Below are 17782 nucleotides of genomic sequence, written 5' to 3'. Positions count from 1 at the left end.
GGGCGACTGGCTACAGGACTCCGATGTCCTTGAGCCAGTTTTCAACCAGCGATGGCCATGATGAAACGGGATGCTGTTTATCCCGCAGGCCGAAAGCATGCCCGCCTTTGGCAAAGAGATGAACCTCCGCCGGCACGCCTGCCCGATCAAGTTCTCGCGCGTAGCGCATGCTGTTGCAGATTGGATCGACGGGATCATCCCACGCTTGCAACAGGAATGTCGGCGGTGTTTGTGCGGTGACGTGAATACTGCTATCGAACCGGTCGCCAGCGCGGCACAGGTGGCCGGGATAGAGCGCAATGGCGAAGTCCGGACGGCTGCTTAACTTGTCGGCCGCGTCGACAGCTTTGTAAGTCGGCGTGAAGATATTACTGGTCTGGGCGACCAGATACCCGCCTGCGGAGAAGCCGATCACGCCGATCTTGCCAGGGTTCAGGTGCAGTTCCTGCGCCTTGGATCGTACCAGTCTGATGGTTCTTTGCGCATCCTGCAAGGCGCGCGGGATCTTCGGCGTGATATGGCATTGGCATTTCTCGTCCCAATGGTGGTTGCCCTTGGGGACGCGGTACTTGAGCAGCACGCAGGTGATACCGCGTGAGGTCAGCCAATCGCAGATCTCGGAACCTTCCAGGTCCATGGCCAGGACCTGGAAACCTCCGCCTGGGAATACCACGACCGCCGCGCCGGTGTTCTCGCTTTTCGGAGAGTACACCGTCATGGTCGGCACGCTGACGTCATTGACCCGGCTCCAGCCTCCATGTCCTTCCGCGCGGTCAACCGACTCCGCTTTCGGCGTAGCTATTGCATCAGGCACCGCGCCAGGCCAGATTGGTTGCTGCACCTGTCCTGGCGATGGCTGCCAGACTTCAGTCTGCGCCTGAGCACTGCCTATCAGTAGAAAGAGTAAGAACGGAAGGAGAGGGAAATTCATGCCCCATTGTCTCACTCGGCGGGCGGGACGCCTAGCAGTTCTTCGATGTGGGCCAATGAAGCCTGGTCTTTCACCACGGAGCGCAGCCAGGTGTGCAGGTCTTGTTCCGCCGCCGCCGCTGCCTTGTCGGCAAAGTAGGATGCAGGGCTGTGTGGCTCGCTGCGGCGGAAGAATTCCGCCACGGCGCGCAACTGCGCCACTGCCTGCGTGCGATTGCTGATCACGCCCGGCTGCCCCGACACCGCACCACCCGGCGCGCCATACCCGCCCGTTGCGCCGTCCGCCGCTCCGCCGAGCGTGCCATAGCCTGCGACCGCGCCACTGGACGCGTCGCCATACGTGCCTTGGCCTGCGCCGCCACTGCCCGTTACAGCGCCGGCCGCACCTGATCCAGTTGGCGGCGCGGGCATCGCGTGCAGCATCGATTTCACCGCATCGCGGGCGGCGGCGAAGCCGGGGCTGTCGTTGCCGAGGCGGGTGTCGGCGATGCGTTCCAGCTGTTCCAGCGCTTCGATGCAGAACTGCGCATCGGCGCGGAAGGTGGACGCAAACTGCGCCGAATTATTGCGCTTGGCCGTTTCCATGTCCGCCAGTCGTGGCGCGCGATTCTGCAAGGCTTCGTCTCCGCTGGCCGCGCGCTTGCGGGCTTCTTCAAAGTCGATGGTGGAGTAGTCGCCATTCTCGGTCAGTCCGATTTCGCGTATCAGCGCCGGTGTGCGCGCCAGTATCCAGCTTAAATTGCCGGTGCGCTGATCGTTGTCGCCGTCGTCGGCCTGCGGATACAGGCCGCGTTCCCAGTACTGGTCGCACAGGCCGGCCAATAGCAGATAGCCTTCACCCAGCCCGCGCAACTGATGTACGCGGGCGCCGGCCTCGGTCAGCCACACGGCCAGCCGTAAATCCTTGCTGGCGGTTTTCAGCAAATGCGCGCAGCGGTCGACCACAAACGGCCAGTCGGCCTCCTTCAATTCGGTTACCCATTCACCCTGATCCAGCGATGGATCGTCAAACTTGCGCGCCTGCGCGATGGCATCCAGTTCTGGGGAAAACGACAGGTCTCCGCCAGCTGGCTGGTTGTCGGAAATCGGTTCTAAAAGCTCTTGTGCGGAATACATAGTGTCCTCTTACTGCGCCATGCGGAATTCGATGCGGCGGTTGCGCGCGCGGCCTTCGGCGGTGTCGTTGCTGGCGATCGGTCGGTCCGGCCCTTGGCCGCTGGCCGTCAGCAGGTCGCCATTGATGCCATGGCTGGCCAGATAAGCCTTGACCGCCTCCGCGCGCGCCTGACTCAGGCCCTGATTGGTGGCGCGCAGGCCGGCGCTGTCGGTATGGCCGATGATGTCGACCTTGCGGTTATTCAGCTTGCGCAGCGCCGTCACCATCTCATCGAGAATGGCCTTGCCGGTTGGCGTCAGTTCCGCCTTGCCGCTTTCGAATTCGACGATGCGGTTGGCCAGCGCGCTATCCAGCACGCCCTGATCGGCGGCCGATACGCGCAGGCCGTTGTTCACCGTGTAGGTCGGATTCAGGCTGGTGGCGATATTGCTGGCGATGCGCTGGCGCACCGCCTCGTTGCCCACTTCGCCGCGCAGGCTGACGGTGCTGCCGTCGATCTTGAGCTGCCCACGGCTGATCTGCTTCAGGTCCGGCGTGATCAGCTTTTGCACGTAGCCGTTCCAGTTGGCCGGCGTGGCGACCTTGTCGATGGAGATCTGATCCACCACCTTGTCGGCGCCGTAGACTTCGCGCAGCTTGGCCAGCACGGCGGCCTTGCTGGCTTCATCGGGCAGGGTGCCGGCGGCCAGCACCTGACCCGGTTGCGGTGCGTTGGCCTGCGCGCTTGCAGCGCCGGCGGCCAGCAGCAAGCTTGTAAATAAAAGAGTGCGCATGATTCAGGTTCCAATAAACGCCGCGCTGACCGAGTCCAGCGCGGACTTGAGTGACAGGGAAGGTTGCGACAAATAAGTCGACAGCTTTTTGACGGCGTAGTCACTGTCCGCCTGTTCTTCCACCCAGTCCAGTTGTTCGAAGGTGATTTGCTGCGCCAGCGCCGCCTGCGGGTCCATGATGCCGTGCAGCGTCGCCGGTGATGCGCCGCTAAAGCCGACCAGCAGCACCGGCTGTTCCTGCTGGCGCGTGAGGAACAGCGCCAGTTCGAAGTCGGCACGCGCCAGGAAAGGCGTGATCAGTTGCAGCCAGAACGAGGCCACCAGATTGCGGTACATCGGGTCCTGCGGCAGCGGCAGCAGCAGGGTTTTATCGAGGCGGCTGGAGCTGCTGGCCAGTACTGGTTGCAGCAGCATGCCCAGTGCCAGCAGCACTTGACGCGACGAGCCTTTGAAGCCTGCCTGCGCCAGCATGGCATCCAGGCCGCCGACGGTTTGCAGTTCGAGAAAGTCGTCGAAGCTGGCCTGGTAGGCGGCGCTGCGCAGGTCGAGTTCGACCGCTTCGCCGGCTGCCAGTTGCAGCGGCACGGTGGGATCGCCGGCGTTGACCACGCTGGTGCTCAGCGTCGCCAGCCTGTTCCACAGGCGGTTGAAGACCAGCGGTGCGCTGGCGACGAAGGTGGACGGCTCGGGGACTTCCACGCTGCTGGTCATCAGGAACGGGAAGCGGCGCGACGACTGGTCGCTGCTGGCCACGATGTGACCCGCGATCGCGTGACGGCGGCGCGGGCCGACGAAGGCGAAGTGCAGCGGCGCGACGGCGTCGTAGTTCAGCTTCCAGCGGGCGTCGGTGCTCATCAGGTCCATGGCCTGGGCCAGCCAGTCATCCAGCACTTTGATGAGGGCAGGGCTGTCGCCGCCTTTCACAAAGTCGCCGCGGCCCGGCACTTTGCCGAAGTAGCCGATGTTGGCGGTGGTGGCGCCGCGGCTCATGGCTGCGCTCCCGCGGTGCGGATCACACCGGTGGCGGGTGGCACCGGCATGGTGGCTGGCGCCGGCCCGGAAGGCGGGACCGGGGCGCGGACCGGCGCCGGCGCTGGCCTCGGCGCTGCCGCTCCTGATGCGCCACCTGGCACGGTGGTGGCAGGAGCAGCTGGCATGGCCGCTGGTGCGCCAGACGCCGACGGCGTTGCAGGCAAGCCTCCGGTAGCCGAGGGGATGGCCCCCGGCCCACCTTGCGTGGTGGCCAGGCCGCTTGGCGCAGCCGCTGGCGCGGCCGGATTCGCCGGTGCTGCGGCCGTCACCACATCCGGCAGGCGCAGTCGCTTGAAGCCAGACGCCGCTGGAGCGGCTTGTGCCTGCACTGGCGCCGGCGTGGTGCCGACGATCTTCAGGTTGGCGGTGACCGCCACGCCAGCGTTATCCCAGGTCAGCTCAAACGCGCCATTGTCCTTGCGTTTGCGCTTGGCCGCGTCGATCATTTTCTTCAGGCCGAAGTGGCCCGGTTCATTGAAGATCACCACACTGCGGCCCTCCGGCGTAATCGCGGTGATGCGCGCACCCGGCACGCCGGCCGGATTCGGCCACGCCATGTGCACCCATGGCTGCGGCTGGCCGCGCCAGCGCAGGGCCTGGCCATCGATCTCGATGGTGAACTCGGTCGCGCTGACCGCACCCAGCGCCTGCAAATCAAAGTTGGTCTGGCCCTCGCCGCCGCTGGAAGCCGCCGCGTTGGCGACACCGTTGGCGGCCAGCGGCGCAATCCAGCCCGGGAAGCTGGCCACCACCGGCGGCGCCAGATTGATGCCCATATTGGCCCAGGTACGCGCGCTCACCGTGTCGCCGCGGCGCACCACCAGCGGGCCAAGCGTGGTGTTAAAGAACTTGGCGATGGCGCCATCCGGACCAAACACCACGCCGATTTCCGCATTGCTGGCTTCCGCCTTCGATTCGGTGGCAAACGGATACTTCATCGCCAGCGTCTGGCGGAACGGTTGCAGCACCTGCGCCGCCCACACCTTGTTGATCTCGATCTCCGCTGGCTGCACGATCACGGCGAAGCTCTGGATCAGCGGGCGCACCAGCAGTGGGCGCACGGCGGCTTTCTGCGCATCGGTCATCCCGACCAGCATTTGCTCGTCGACGTATTTCAGCGCCTCGGCCAGTTCCGAGCCGCTGCCGTCCAGCGTTTGCTGCATCAGCTGCTTGGCGCCGGGGCCTGGATCGCCCTGGTTCTTGATCTGGTTGAAGCGCGCGCGCAGCTTGGACAACTGCTCCATGTAGCCGCGCATCAGCGATGCATCCTTGTCCTTGGCGACCACCAGCCGCGCCACGCCGGAGAACTCGCGGCCCACCGGGCCAAGCGGCAGGGCGGCATTCTGTACGTTGCCGCTGCCGACATTGATATTCACCTGCGATGGTTTCTGGCGCAGGATAGTCTCCTTGAACCAGCCGGTCACGCCGCGTTGCGCGCGTTGCAGGCCCGCGTCCAGCAGCGATGGATTGTCCCACGAGGTTTGCTCGTAGACGCTGTTCATCAGCTTATTCAGCGGCGAGGTTTGCGGATCGCCCAGGCGGTTCATGGCGCTTGCGGCCTGGTCGAAGCTGGCCAGATCACGCACCGTCACGCCTTGCACGAACTTCTGCCATTCGCGCGCGTAATCGTTCTTGTACAGGTCCACCAGCGATTTCTGGATTTGTTCCGGACTGCCTTCCAGCGTCAGATCGTCCTTGGACGAGGTTTTCAGCACCCAGTCCGCGCTTTGCAGTTCGCGGTTGGCCGCTTCGCGGAAGGCGTCCTGCACAAAGCCCTGCCAGGCGGCGCGGGTGAAGCTGCCCGGCACCGCGTAGCTGCCCAGCACCAGTTCCTTGTCCTGGTCGCCGACGATGGAGGCTACAGTCACCGCCGGGAAGCGGGTGGCGGCGCGCGCCTTGACGTCGGCGTACACGCGCTCGCGCGCCGGCATGCCGCGCACCACCCGGCGCAGATTGTCGCGGGTCTGGTCCACCAGCGTCAGGCGGTTATCGATCTGCGGCCACGACGTGTCGTTGACCTGCGCAAGGTAGAAGGAAATCATGCGCTCGGCGCTGCGGATCAACTGTTCGCGCGGCATGCTGCCACGGTTGGTGTCCAGCCACACGCGCCAGTAGCGGGTGATCTGGTCGTTCAGGTGCCCGGCTTCGGCGCGCGATTTATCGCCCAGCATCAGGTAAGTCTTCAGCGCGTTGTAGGCATCTTCGGCATCGGTAGGCGAGGCGTCCTTGAACTGCTGCGCGCTGTTGTTGATGGCCGCCGCGGCTTCGGCCTGCGTGGCGTTGGGCGGTACCGTGGCGCTGCCAGGAGCGGCGCTCACCGGGCGCGCCATCGGTTGCAGTTGCGCGGCGTTGTTGTTGACCTCCGCGAGGAAGGCTTCCAGCGTCTGGCCGACCGGCTTGAGCATCACTTCGCGCACGCCGTTGAAGTATTCCTCGCGCAGCTTGCGGTCCAGCAGCGTGCCCTGATACAGGCCGAGGCTCAGCGACAGCGGACGGTTCTCTTCATACTTGTCCAGTTGTTCGATGCGGTCTTGCAGGATCTCCAGCGCGGCAAAGCGCGATTGCAGGTCCATGGATTTTTCCTGCACCTTGATGGCCTGGTCGAGGTCCGCCTGCACATTGGCCACCAGCTGGCGGTTGTTGATATAGGACCAGCTCCAGCCGGCCAGCGCCAGGCCGGCAAAGGCGGTGGCGGCGAAGAAGGCCACGTAGCGCATGCGTATCTTGGCCGGGCTGGCGTATTGCGCCACCAGATCCTTGTCGGCGAAGATCACCTTGCGGAACAGGTTAAGCAGGAAGTAGCCTTGCTGCTGGTGGGCTTCCTCGTGATCGGCGGGTTTCAGTTGCAGATCGAAGCGCTGCGCCACGCGCTGCGACGAGGCGGACACGGTTTCGCCCTCCTGCAAGGCGCTGGTGAAGTAGAAGCCACGGAATACAGGCTTGAACTGGAAGGGGTTTTCCTCGAACAGCGTGGCGATGAAGGTGCGCAGCGACGGCTTGATGGAGCTGAATTCGAGCGGGAAGGTGAACACGCCGGGCGGCATGCGTTCGCGCCATTGCAGCGCCATGTTGGCGGCGCTCAGGTCTTTCAGGCCTTCGTACAATTCGTCGAAGCGGGCGTCGAACTGGTTCAGCACTTCCTCGCCGCTGGTGTTGCGGCTATAGGGCAGGGTGGCGCCCCAGACCTTGTCGCGCTCATTGCGCTCGCTGTCCTGGAAAAATTCGTTGAAGCCGGTGATCAGGTCGGCCTTGGTGAACAGCACATACACCGGCGCGTGCACTTCCAGGCGCTCGGTCAGTTCCTGTACGCGCTGGCGCAGGTTCTTGGCCAGGTTGATGGCGAATTCAGGACGGTTGCGGGTCAGCTCCGCCACGCTGACGGCAATGATGATGCCGTTGATCGGCGCCTTCTTGCGGTATTTTTTCAGCAGGTCGAGGAAGCCGAACCACTCGGCGCGGTCGTCGTCCACCACCGAGTAGCGGCCGGCGGTATCGAGCAGGATGCCGTCGGTGGTGAAGAACCAGTCGCAGTTGCGGGTGCCGCCCACACCCTGCACGATTTTGCTGTCGGCGAAGGGGAATTGCAGACCGGAGCTGGCGATGGCCGTGCTCTTGCCGGCCGCGGGATTCCCGATGATCATGTACCACGGCAGTTCATACAGCGCGGCGTTGCCGGAGGTCTGTCCCAGCTTGGAGTTCTTGATGGTGCCGATGGCTTCCAGCATGCGGGTGCGCAGGGCCTCGGTTTCCTGGCGCGTGGCCGGATCGGCCTTCACCGGTTTGCTGGCCTGCTGCTCCAGCATGTCACCCAGCTGGCCGGCGGCGCGCTGGGTCTTGCGGTAGCGCCAGTACCAGACGGCGGCGCCGAACAGCAGGGCTGCTGCCAGTATGGTCCACGGGACGGAGGAGGGCCATTGCAGCAGAGCGCTGGCGATGAACAGCAGCGCGGCAAAGGCCAGCCAGCCGATGACAATCAGCGTGCGGCGTTGGGTCAGGAACAGCCAGAATGTTTGCATCATGATAGGACTCGGTTACTAAAGTGTGTCAGGCCGCGGACGCCGGGCGCAGGAGCGCGACGTAGCGGCGGTAGGGATCTTCGTTGCTGATGCAGAGCACCGGTGCTGCACGTTCCTGCGCTTCGGCGCCGGCCAAGGCCAGCGCGGTCAGCCAGGTGACGGCGCCGCAGCTGCCGCAGCTGGCGCCCACGCTGATGACGTCCGCGCCAGGATCGAGTTGCGGCGCGGCGGCTGTTACCACGTGCATTAACTCGGTGACGCGGCTGGTGCGGTGGCCGGTGTCGGCCGCCACCAGCGCGATGTTGGCGCCGTCCACTTGCGCGGCTTGCAGCGCGTGTTGAACGGCGTCGGTCAGACAGGAATCGGTATCGCGGCGGACCTCGTCGGCGGAGGTGGCGCGGCGGCCCTGGTGCAAGGCTTGCAGCACCGTGCCGCCACTGGCATCTGGGCCGATCGCGCCGGCGGTGGCGGCATCGGCCAGCAGCATGCCAGCCGCGCCTTCGCCGGGAATGCGCCCTTGCGGACGGTTTGCGGTGTACAGCGCGTTTTGATTGGACAGGCGGCTGACGGCGGCGTCGCTCAGATGCGAGCCGGCGGCGACCAGCAGCGCAAGGCAGGGCTGGCGCGCGTCGGCGCGGCGTTGAAGCAGCGCGGCCAATATGGCGCCGGCATCACCCTCGCGCGCAGCCAGCACCGCCCCGTCACCGATCAGCGGCGCGTTGGCGCCTGCCTCGTGCGCGGTCGGCGAGAGCAAGGCTTGCGGCCAGCCGGCTTCGATGGCGACACGGCGCAGCCATTGCGCGGCGAGTTCGCGTTGTTGCGGCTTCCAGTCGTCCGCCCACAGCGGCAGCAGATGCAGGAGCGGCGGCATCGGCGCCACGGCGGCATTCGGTGCGAGGCGGCCCGACTTGCGCTCTTGCTGCTGCTGTTCCCACGCGCCCAGATCAGCGTGCAGGCTGGCTTGTGCCGCCAGTTCGGCCGTGACAGCGCTGGCGGCGGCGAGGGCGCGCCATTGGGTCTGGTCGAGGCGCGGGTCTTCCAGTTGGTGCGTGCGGCGCCACAGGTCAAGCTCTTCGCGCAACGCGGTGTCGCCGGCATCCGGCAGACGGGCGCTGAGGATGGGATAGCCGTCGTCGTCGTACAGCTCATCGTCCAGGCTTGGACGCGCCTGATTGCCCGCCAGCGCGGCGCGCAAATCGGCTACCGAGCCGCCATGCGGCGCGCGTACGGCGCTGGCGGCGATGATCAGGCCCGGCGGCAAAGGCGCGGTGGCGGCGGCAGCGGCTTGCGCAGCGTCACCCGCGCCGGCGGCCGCACCGGCGACCGGCGCGGTGGCCGCCGTTGCGCGGGTCCACGCCTTGCGCGCCAGCCACCAGGTCGACAGCAGCAACACCGGCAGCACCAGCAGGTACAACACCAATTCGCTGGTGGCCGGCATGCGATTGGTCTCGCGCCAGAACCAGATCGCGCCACCCCAGCTGCCGCCAAAGGCGGCGGCGGTCAGGGCAACATTACGCAACCAATACATCGCAGCTCCTATTGTTTCATCACACCGGGCCGGCGCAATTCCGTGTGCCCGAAATCCATCATCTTCCAGCGTCCGCCCCAGGTCAGGCCCAGCGACTCGGCCACTTCGCCGTACAGCTGATAGCCGCGCATGGCCCATGGGTCGCGCTCGGAAATCACCAGCTTGCCGTCGCGCAGAAAAGCGCAATCGGCGGCCAGTCCGTATTGGTGCCAGCTCTGAAAAGCGGCGGCGTTGGTCACGCCCGAACCCAGCGCGGCCAGCTTGTTCTGGCGCTCGGGGCTGCGATAACCTTCCAGCAGCGCCATCTCATAGCCATATTTTTCCTTCATGATGCGGAACGCCATCAGTAGCCGCTGCGCGTAAACGCTGTCCAGCAGTGCCCAGTCGCGGCTGGCCGAGACCAGCATCGGCCGTTCCAGCTGCACTTCCGCGGTGGTGAACACCAGCGGCGGCAGGGCCGGCGGCGGCACCAGTTGCTCGCCAGCCAGCAAGCCGGCCACCTGCGTATTGACCTCGCGCGTGGAGGCTTCATAACCGTTGAGGGACGGCTTACCGGCCAGCAGCACCGCCGCCAATGGCGGCAGGCACAGCAGCGCCAGGCCGCCTAGGCACAGCAAGTAATGCTGACCGAAGAAGTCGCGCAGATTACCGGCGGTGGTGTTGCCCGAGCGGCGCAGCGCATCGATGCCACTGCGCTGACGCTCGGCCGCGCGCCCCAGCTTCTGCTGCAAGCGCGCGCCGGCGCCGGCCAGCGCGGCCAGCACAAACTCACGTCCGGACGGAAACAGCACCATCCAACTGATGAGGCAAGCCAGCAAGAAATATAGAGTTACCGCCAGTAAGAACACGTTGCCCTCGAAGCCATTAAATGTCTAAAAAGCATTGCTTTGGAGTATATATTAGAGTTATGACAAGCCCGCGCACGATTGAAACTAGCCGTGCGGCATGATTTCTTTGGATGTCGTAAAGTGATGCGAAATTAATAAGGGAGCTAATTTTGCAAGGTGAAGAAAAACGCCCGGCGGCCAGCGGACGCCCCAGTTTGCTGTCGACGGAACCGCCGGCCGAAGCCGGCCGTGCCAGCATTCTGGACGGGCTGGAGCGCGCCCCGGCCGCCACATCGGCGGCGGCGCGGTCTGCCGTTGGGCGCAAGAAGGCGCTGCTGGCCACTGGCGCGCTAACCGTCGCCGTGCTGGCCGTGGGCGTGGCCGCCTGGCTCAATTTCACGCCGGATCTGCCGCTGACCTTGCCGCCGCCGACCGAGGCCCCGATAGCCGCCGCTGCGCCGACGCAAGCGCCGGCCCCGGCTGCTCCGCCGGCCGCGACCATTGTTGAAGAGACTGCCGCTGTCAGCCCGCCGGCCGACAATACCCGCTCATTGAAAGACATGTTGAACGACACGCCGGCCAAGCCGCAGAAGGATGAGCTGACCGCCGCGCTGGAAAAACCGCATACCGCCCCGACGAAGTCCCAATTGGCCGAGCACAAGAAGGCCGACAAGCCAGCCAGGAAACCGGTGCAAGTCGCGAAGAAGGCCGAGACCAAGCCCAAGACGCCGCAGGACAGCGACGTCGCGCTGCTGGCCGCGTTGATGACGCATGTGCAGTCCGGCAAACCATCCAAGGAACCCTCGACCCCGTCCTATCAGCTCAAGCAATGCGGGCGGATGAATGAAGCCGGCGCCGCCCAGTGCCGCGAGCACCTGTGCGCGACCACCGCTCGCAAAGAGCCTGAGTGCAAGCAGCAGCCGGTGGCGGTGAAAACTGCTGCCGAATCATGAGCATCGCACTGCTAGAACAAATCACCGCCGCCCTGGCACAGTTTTCCAGCGTCACCCGTTTGTACGAACTGACGCTGGACGCTGGCGACAGCGACGACCTCGGCGCCGGCGGCCTGCTGGTGGAGGCGTTCGCGGCGGAGGACAGCGTTCAGGGCGTGAGCGCGCGCGACGTCATCGTGCTGTCGACCAACGCCTCGGTACCGCTGGCGCCGTTGCTGGGACGGACGGCCGCGCTCGAAGTCAGCCTGGCCGACGGCAGCCGCACACAATTTCGTGGCGAGATCACGCAGGCCGCCATGCTGGGCAGCGAAGGCGGCCTGGCGCGCTTCCGCCTGCGCCTGACGCCGTGGCTGTGGCGTCTGAGCCAGGTGCGCAACAGCCGGGTCTGGCAGGACAAGACCGTCATTGAAATAATCGACGAGGTATTCGAAGGCTACGCGCCATTGGCGCAATGGCGTTGGAGCGAAGAAGCCGAGCCCTTCATGGCGGACGCGGTGGCGCGCAGCTACTGCTGCCAGTATCGCGAATCCGATTTCGATTTCGTGCAGCGCCTGCTGACCGAGGAGGGCCTAGCCTGGCGCTACGAACAATTGGACGACGGCGTCGGCGTGGTGCTGTTCGCCGACAGCAGCCAGCTCGGCGCCACGCCGGAAGACGCCAGCAGCGAAGCGGACGGCGGCATCCGCTACCACGGCGTGCGCGCCGGCGAGGCCAGCGATACGATACAGGCCCTGCAAGCGCGGCGCGCCGTTACCGCCTCGCTGACCACGCTGCTGAGCTACGACTACAAGGCCAAGCAGGCGGTCAACGCCAGTGCGCCATCGCGTCTCCCGTCCGGCAAGCTGCCACCGCTGGAAAGCTACGATGTGCCGGGGCAGTACAGCTACTCCAATGCCGCGCAGGCGCAGCGCTACGCCGACCTCCAGATGCAAGGCCGGGAAGCGGCCGCCCAGCTATGGCGCGGCCGTTCCACCGTGCGTACCATGGCCGCCGGCACGCGTTTCACGCTGACGCAAGGGCCACTGTCGTTGGTTGGCGCGCCGGCCGGTTCGGCGTCCGGCGCCGCAGGCGATGCCGCGCCTGCGTACGTGCTGCTGCGCGTGCGCAGCGTTGGCGTCAACAACCTGCCGTCGCCGGCACAGCAGGCGCTGGCGGAACTGTTTGGCCCGCTGCCGGAACTACTCGAGGAGCTGGCGGCCGACGCCAGTGACGACTTCGCCCTGACCGTCGCACAGGCGCGTGAGACCGGCTACGGCAACAGCTTTGACGCCATCTCCGCCGACGTCATCTGGCGCCCGCAACTGCCGGGCAGCGACGGCCGCAGCCATCCCAAGCCCACCGCGCGCGGCGCGCAAAGCGCCATCGTCATCGGCGCCGACGGCCTGGCGCAACCATCGGGTGCCGACGAACTGTATTGCGACAAGCTGGGCCGCGTGCGCATCCGCTACCACTGGCAGGACAACGGCGACGCCACCTGCTGGGTGCGCGTGGCGCAGCGCTCGGCCGGCGGCGGCATGGGCAGCCAGTTCCTGCCGCGCATCGGACAGGAAGTGCTGGTGCAATTCATCGAAAACGACATCGACCGGCCGATCATCATCGGCGCGCTGTACAACGGTCAGGGCGAGGGCGGCGTGACGCCAACGCCGGGCGCGCAAAGCGGCGGCGAGGATCAGGCCGCGCGCTTCCAGCCGGCCAGCGACCATGCGGTGTCGGCGCAGGGCAATCTGGCCGGCGGCAACAGCCCGCTATGGCATGGCGCCTCGGCGGAAAGTGCGGGGCACCGCAACGCCGCCGCCCAGTGGGGCGTGCGCAGCAAGGAATTCGGCGGCAAGGGCTACAACCAGCTGCTGTTCGACGACACCGACGCCCAAGGCCGCGTGCAATTGCACTCGACCCACGCCGCCAGCGAACTGACGCTGGGTCACCTGATCCACAGCGCCGACAACTATCGCGGCAGCCTGCGCGGACAGGGCGCGGAATTGCGCACCGATGCCTACGGCGCGGTGCGCGCCGGCGCCGGCCTACTGGTGAGCAGCTACAAGATCAACCACAACGCCGACGCGCGCGAACCGGCGGGCGACAACGCGGCCGGCATCGCGCTGCTCAAGCAAGCCCTCAAGCTAGGCGAAACCTTCAACGACGCGGCCAAGACGCACGAGACGGTCGCGCTGGCCGCCCATCTGGGCGCGGCCAAGGCCAACGCCAGCACGCTGGACGACAAGGCCGCGCCGCTGCAAGCGATGTTGACGGCGGTATCCGGCATGGTCGGCAACACCAGCCTGGACGCGGCGCGCGCCGACGCCGCCGACAGGAAAACCGCGCCCGGCGATGATCAACTACCGCACGCCGGCGCGCCCATCATCGCCATCAGCGGCAAGAGCGGCATCGGCGTCACGTCCAGCGCGGCGGTGCAGTTGGCCAACGGCGAAACCATCGCCCTCATGAGCGGCAACGACAGCCAGTTCATCACCGGTGGCCAGTTGCGCGCGCACAGCGGCCAGGCGATCGGGGTGCTGGGCGGCGCGGTCAAGCCGGGCGAGGGCGGCGTCGGGGTGCAGCTGATCGCCGCCAAGGACGCCGTCGACATCCAGGCCCAGGCCGACGAACTGAAAGTGCAGGCGCGCGACGAAGTCAACGTCATCAGCGCCAACGCCGGCGTGGACTGGGCGGCGGCCAAGCGCATCAGCCTGTCCACGGCGGGCGGCGCCAACATCACCATCGAGGGCGGCAACATCACGGTGCAGTGCCCGGGCAAGCTGACCATACATGCGGGCAAGAAGAACTTTAGTGGTCCCGCCCGGATTGATCCGGTATTGCCCGTATTGCCAAAGGCAGAGAACAGCTGGGTGGAGATCAAGGCTGATTACGATGACGCCTGGAATACGCCGTGGCCATTGACCGGACTCAGGTTCAAGGTCGACAACAAGACGCTGGCGCAAGGCGTCCCTATCAATCAGGCCGCAGGAAAGGGGCAGTAGCGTGAGCGGATCGCCATCAGAAATCCGGCGCATGGAGGCGCCCAAGGACGGTGCGGTTATCGTCACAACTGAGACCAAGGTCACCGAAAAGGAAATTAGCGAGGAGCGCGAAAGCATCGTGCTGCGCTTGCACGCGGCCTACCTGAATCTTACTGACCAGATGGCGGAATTCCAGAGTCAATGGGATGAAAACCCGACGCTGGCCTTCGTCACCAGTGCGCGTGAAGGATGGAACGCCGGCGGCGCGGAGTGGCTTGGCGACCAGGCCGAGCTGTTTAAAGCCGAGTTGTGGACTGACCTGGGCGGGAAAATACGCGATGCCGCCGGCACGGCATATGATCGCCTGGCTGGTTACAGCAGGCAGCGTTACGATGAGTTGCACAAGCAGCTTAGCAAGCATATCGAGAACCCTGAAGACACTTTATACAACTGGGCGTGGTGGCAGAAGGCGATTACGGACGAGGCGACGGAACTGGGGCGCCAGCAGTTGCAAAAGCTCGAAGATGCGCGGCATGCGGTGCAGGATGCCGCCAACACTGTCATTGAAAGTGCCAACAAGGCGAGAAAAATCTACCAGCATCGCGACGCGATCTTGAACCTGCCCAGCCTGATCGCGGACGGTAAACCGCAGCCGGTACAGAATTTTGTCGACACGGTGCTGATGGACATCGATCCTGTGCTGGCGAAGTCGATCCGTAACGACCCGAATTTTGCGGTGGTGTTGGAAATCATTGCGGACCATGACAGCGCCTTGAGCTATCTCGCCTATGTGGGACTAATGATTGAAGCGATTCCACCCAATTTCTATGCCTATGTCGCTGGCAAGGGCAGCGCCTATTTGATGATCGAGGTGGTGATGCTGGTGGTGAGCGCATTGTTGAGCGCTGGCGCGGCGGTGGCGGCGCGCATCACCATGCTGATCGGCCGGTTCGCCGCCGCGAGCGTGAAGGTGGTGACGGCCAACCGCCGGATCAAGCGCGCCAAGGCCGCGATTGATGCGTTTCTGCGAATCTTGCGCGATTTGTCGGACGCCGTGGATGACCTGCACAATCTGGGGGCGAAGCTATTGCAGGCCCGGAGCAAGGGGCTCGTGGTACGCGGCAACACCAAGACCACGCTGGCGGCGAAGAGGACGTCGATCAAACGGGATAAAAAGTGCCGCATCTGTGGCAGCACCACGCACACCACGCCGCGGCGCAGACCCGGGAACGTGGAATATGCATAGTTAGAGTGAATCGCAATGACAATTAAACTTGGCAACTCCGCTAAAGACAGCAAGTACCTCAAGCGCATCAAGGATGCGATCGAGGGAGATAAATCCCATCCGCGCAACAACGGGGTCAAGATGCAGGCCCATCACGCGATCTCGGCTGAGGGTATGAAGCGTTCCGGGCTAGGTAAAGAAATAGAAAAATTTGGCTACGATATTAATTTGCTGCCTAACTTGGTGTTCATCCCGTGTACGTTACAGGGAGCATGTTACCTCGGCGTCCAGCCGCATCGAGGCAATCACACAGCGGTGATTAGTCAGGATGATTATGATGACGATCTTGAGCCGATGAGTTATCACGATCTGATCGGCATGCGCATCAGACGCCTCCATTTGCCACTCACAAAAGCCTGTCAAGGTGCGGATGACAGCAGGGTGCATGAAATTCGGCAAGAGCTCGATAGACTCAGCAAGGACATCGTTTCGATGATACAGAACAAGCCATCTGCGGCACCATTAACTAATATTGCGCATCATTTTTCTCCTCGGAATCCGATTGGATGCGGTAGTGTGGATTCTGTAAGCGCACATCATGGGGTGGAGAAGTGCGCCGTCGGACGAATGCATGCAAAAGGTAGTCAGGGTGTCAAACAGAAAAATGAAAATATCACCTATCAATCAGAAACACCCTATAAATTAAAGCCGGGTAACTAAAATGCATAATTACGACCACGAATATTTCTTCGTTCAAAAAATGGACGATGATCGTCTCCCATCCTTGACTCCTGACAAAAACACGGTAGCTCGTCATTACTCCTTTGAACCACAACCGAACGGATCTGCGCCGTTCGTGTTTTTTGATGGCGGCAGTGATTACGCTCGAAAGCTGGGCATCGTGCCGCGCAAAGACATACCGGACATACTGTTTGACGGCGCAGATCTGGTGGTACGCAACCACATCCGTGATGCTTTGGTCGCGCTGAACTTACCAGGCCTGCATATTCACCCAGCGGTGTTCATCGATGCTTACAAAAACTGGCATGAAGATTACTGGTTCTTAGCGTTTCCTGAGTGTCTGGATTGCTGGGACCGCGAATTGTCGTATTTTGAACAAGAGCCAATTAGGCTTGGCGGGTTCGCGCTGCACAGCGTTTATACCTATGTCTTGGATGCTAATGTACTTGACAAGACCCCCTTGAGTCAGCGAATGCTATTCAAAATGGGCGGTACGCAGGACCCTTACATTGTATGTCACGAAAAAATTGCCGCTATCTTCCGTGGAAATGGCCCAAGTGGGGCCAAGTTGGTCAATATTCCAGATCATTGAAGCAAGCAAATTATTAGCAATGTGCGACCTTGAATATTATTTTATCCAAAAGCAGGGGGACGATCGTCTGCCCTCTTTGACCCCGGACGAAAATACGGTGAATCGCAACTATTCGTTCGAACCGCAGCCAAACGGGTCTGCGCCGTTTATGTTCTCCGATGGCGGTAGCGATTACGCTCGGAAGTTAGGGATTGTGCCGTTCAAGGAGTTGCCTGACATCCTGTTCGATGGCTCCAACCTGCTGGTCCGAAACCATATCCGCGGTGCTTTGCTCGCGCTGGACCTGCCGGGCGTGCACATTCACCCAGCTGTATTTGTCGATGCCTATAAGAACTGGCATGAAGACTACTGGTTCCTGGCGTTTCCTGAACGTCTCGATTGTTGGGACAGAAAATTGTCTGACTTTGAGGACGAGCCGCTGGAGCTTGGTGGTTTCAAACTACATGGCGTCTATACCTATGTGCTTGATGCCGCCGTGCTCGATAGCATTCCCTTGCATCAGCGACTGTTGTTCAAGATGGAGGGACGTTGGAGGCTTACATCGTATGCCATCAAGATATTGCCGCTATCTTCCGTGGCAATGGCGACAGCGGCGCCATGCTGGTGAGCATTCCAGATCAATGAAGATGCCGCTGTTTTGGCAAAACGGGTGAGTTGAAAAAATAATCCCACCCGCACATTTGTCGTTACTTATAGAGGAAGAAATCACAGTGTTTATGTCGACCTCACTGCTCAGCGTCCGCGTTAAGACTCGGCTGCGGTTATCCGTACTTGCGATGTTGGGCGGTCTTGCGCAAGTTGCATTCTGTGCGCAAGCCGAGCCGCGCATGGCCTCGATTGATGAAGTGCGTGAACTCAACTCCCGTATCGCATCGGTGTTTGTGAATCGCGATGATTTTCCAGAGGCGCCCATTTCAACGTCCAGACTGGAAAAGAAACTTTACTGGTCCAGCCGTGCATCGAATGAATCGCCCCGGAAATTTAGGAGGCCGTTTGGTGTGAGTCAGGCGACTTAGCCTGCTCGGAAAGTTGTCGGTAATAGTTTGCCTCAGCTTCGGCCGGCGGTATATAGCCAAGCGGTTCGAGCAGTC

13 protein-coding genes are annotated in these 17782 nt (G+C 63.3%); 6 read left to right on the top strand and 7 right to left on the bottom strand.

The genetic code is table 11. The features are described from left to right. Positions 1-10 precede the first annotated feature (10 nt). The 7 genes from GM676_RS24825 to GM676_RS24795 are packed head-to-tail and all read right to left on the bottom strand — an operon-like array spanning position 11 to position 10244. A complete protein-coding gene (locus tag GM676_RS24825) occupies positions 11-931 on the bottom strand; it encodes an alpha/beta hydrolase (RefSeq protein ID WP_155466890.1) in 921 nt (306 codons plus the stop codon). Positions 932-942: 11 nt separating this feature from the next. Next, positions 943-2046 (bottom strand): type VI secretion system protein TssA, encoded by a 1104-nt coding sequence (gene tssA, locus GM676_RS24820; protein ID WP_155466889.1) that lies wholly within the window; start codon positions 2044-2046, stop codon positions 943-945. 9 nt (positions 2047-2055) lie between these two features. Further along, on the bottom strand, positions 2056-2820 hold the full coding sequence (locus GM676_RS24815; protein ID WP_155466888.1) for an OmpA family protein: 765 nt from the start codon (positions 2818-2820) through the stop codon (positions 2056-2058). 3 nt (positions 2821-2823) lie between these two features. Continuing rightward, positions 2824-3810 (bottom strand): type VI secretion system-associated protein TagF, encoded by a 987-nt coding sequence (gene tagF / locus GM676_RS24810; protein ID WP_155466887.1) that lies wholly within the window; start codon positions 3808-3810, stop codon positions 2824-2826. Further along, complete coding sequence (tssM, locus tag GM676_RS24805) at positions 3807-7868, bottom strand: type VI secretion system membrane subunit TssM (RefSeq protein WP_155466921.1); 4062 nt, start codon at positions 7866-7868, stop codon at positions 3807-3809. Before tssM ends, tagF begins: the two co-directional genes overlap by 4 nt. A gap of 28 nt (positions 7869-7896) precedes the next feature. Then, positions 7897-9396, bottom strand: a complete 1500-nt coding sequence (locus tag GM676_RS24800; RefSeq protein ID WP_155466886.1) for a hypothetical protein — start codon at positions 9394-9396, stop codon at positions 7897-7899. 8 nt (positions 9397-9404) lie between these two features. Then, on the bottom strand, positions 9405-10244 hold the full coding sequence (locus GM676_RS24795; protein ID WP_371866362.1) for a M15 family metallopeptidase: 840 nt from the start codon (positions 10242-10244) through the stop codon (positions 9405-9407). A gap of 149 nt (positions 10245-10393) precedes the next feature. Here GM676_RS24795 and GM676_RS24790 point away from each other — a divergent pair, with 149 nt between their 5' ends. From GM676_RS24790 to GM676_RS24765, 6 genes are read left to right on the top strand one after another with little or no spacing between them, the layout of a single operon-like run. Further along, the gene (locus GM676_RS24790) at positions 10394-11176 is read left to right on the top strand and encodes a hypothetical protein (protein WP_155466884.1); all 783 of its coding nucleotides are present in this window, start codon (positions 10394-10396) and stop codon (positions 11174-11176) included. Continuing rightward, entirely contained in the window at positions 11173-14154 is a 2982-nt protein-coding gene (locus tag GM676_RS24785; RefSeq protein WP_155466883.1) for a type VI secretion system Vgr family protein, read from the top strand. Before GM676_RS24790 ends, GM676_RS24785 begins: the two co-directional genes overlap by 4 nt. 31 nt (positions 14155-14185) lie before the next feature. Further along, positions 14186-15379 (top strand): hypothetical protein, encoded by a 1194-nt coding sequence (locus tag GM676_RS24780; RefSeq protein ID WP_155466882.1) that lies wholly within the window; start codon positions 14186-14188, stop codon positions 15377-15379. Positions 15380-15394: 15 nt separating this feature from the next. After that, a complete protein-coding gene (locus tag GM676_RS24775) occupies positions 15395-16078 on the top strand; it encodes an AHH domain-containing protein (protein ID WP_155466881.1) in 684 nt (227 codons plus the stop codon). Position 16079: 1 nt separating this feature from the next. After that, positions 16080-16691, top strand: coding sequence for a hypothetical protein (locus GM676_RS24770; protein ID WP_155466880.1), 612 nt, complete (start codon positions 16080-16082; stop codon positions 16689-16691). After that, a complete protein-coding gene (locus GM676_RS24765; RefSeq protein ID WP_155466879.1) occupies positions 16657-17298 on the top strand; it encodes a hypothetical protein in 642 nt (213 codons plus the stop codon). The genes GM676_RS24770 and GM676_RS24765 overlap by 35 nt, the downstream gene beginning before the upstream one ends. Positions 17299-17782: the final 484 nt, after the last annotated feature.

It is taken from the genome of Duganella radicis, from assembly GCF_009720825.1.
Lineage (GTDB): Bacteria > Pseudomonadota > Gammaproteobacteria > Burkholderiales > Burkholderiaceae_D > Rugamonas > Rugamonas radicis.
The sequence above is the reverse complement of the archived record's forward strand: the minus strand, read 5'-3'. Positions and strand labels throughout refer to the sequence as shown.

Excerpts from the sequence above, each read along its gene's own strand:
- GM676_RS24800 (WP_155466886.1), bottom strand. The coding sequence starts at position 9,396 with ATGTATTGGTTGCGTAATGTTGCCCTGACCGCCGCCGCCTTTGGCGGC.
- tssM (WP_155466921.1), bottom strand. The coding sequence starts at position 7,868 with ATGCAAACATTCTGGCTGTTCCTGACCCAACGCCGCACGCTGATTGTC.
- tagF (WP_155466887.1), bottom strand. The coding sequence starts at position 3,810 with ATGAGCCGCGGCGCCACCACCGCCAACATCGGCTACTTCGGCAAAGTG.
- GM676_RS24780 (WP_155466882.1), top strand. The coding sequence starts at position 14,186 with ATGGAGGCGCCCAAGGACGGTGCGGTTATCGTCACAACTGAGACCAAG.
- tssA (WP_155466889.1), bottom strand. The coding sequence starts at position 2,046 with ATGTATTCCGCACAAGAGCTTTTAGAACCGATTTCCGACAACCAGCCA.
- GM676_RS24770 (WP_155466880.1), top strand. The coding sequence starts at position 16,080 with ATGCATAATTACGACCACGAATATTTCTTCGTTCAAAAAATGGACGAT.
- GM676_RS24815 (WP_155466888.1), bottom strand. The coding sequence starts at position 2,820 with ATGCGCACTCTTTTATTTACAAGCTTGCTGCTGGCCGCCGGCGCTGCA.
- GM676_RS24785 (WP_155466883.1), top strand. The coding sequence starts at position 11,173 with ATGAGCATCGCACTGCTAGAACAAATCACCGCCGCCCTGGCACAGTTT.
- GM676_RS24825 (WP_155466890.1), bottom strand. The coding sequence starts at position 931 with ATGAATTTCCCTCTCCTTCCGTTCTTACTCTTTCTACTGATAGGCAGT.
- GM676_RS24775 (WP_155466881.1), top strand. The coding sequence starts at position 15,395 with ATGACAATTAAACTTGGCAACTCCGCTAAAGACAGCAAGTACCTCAAG.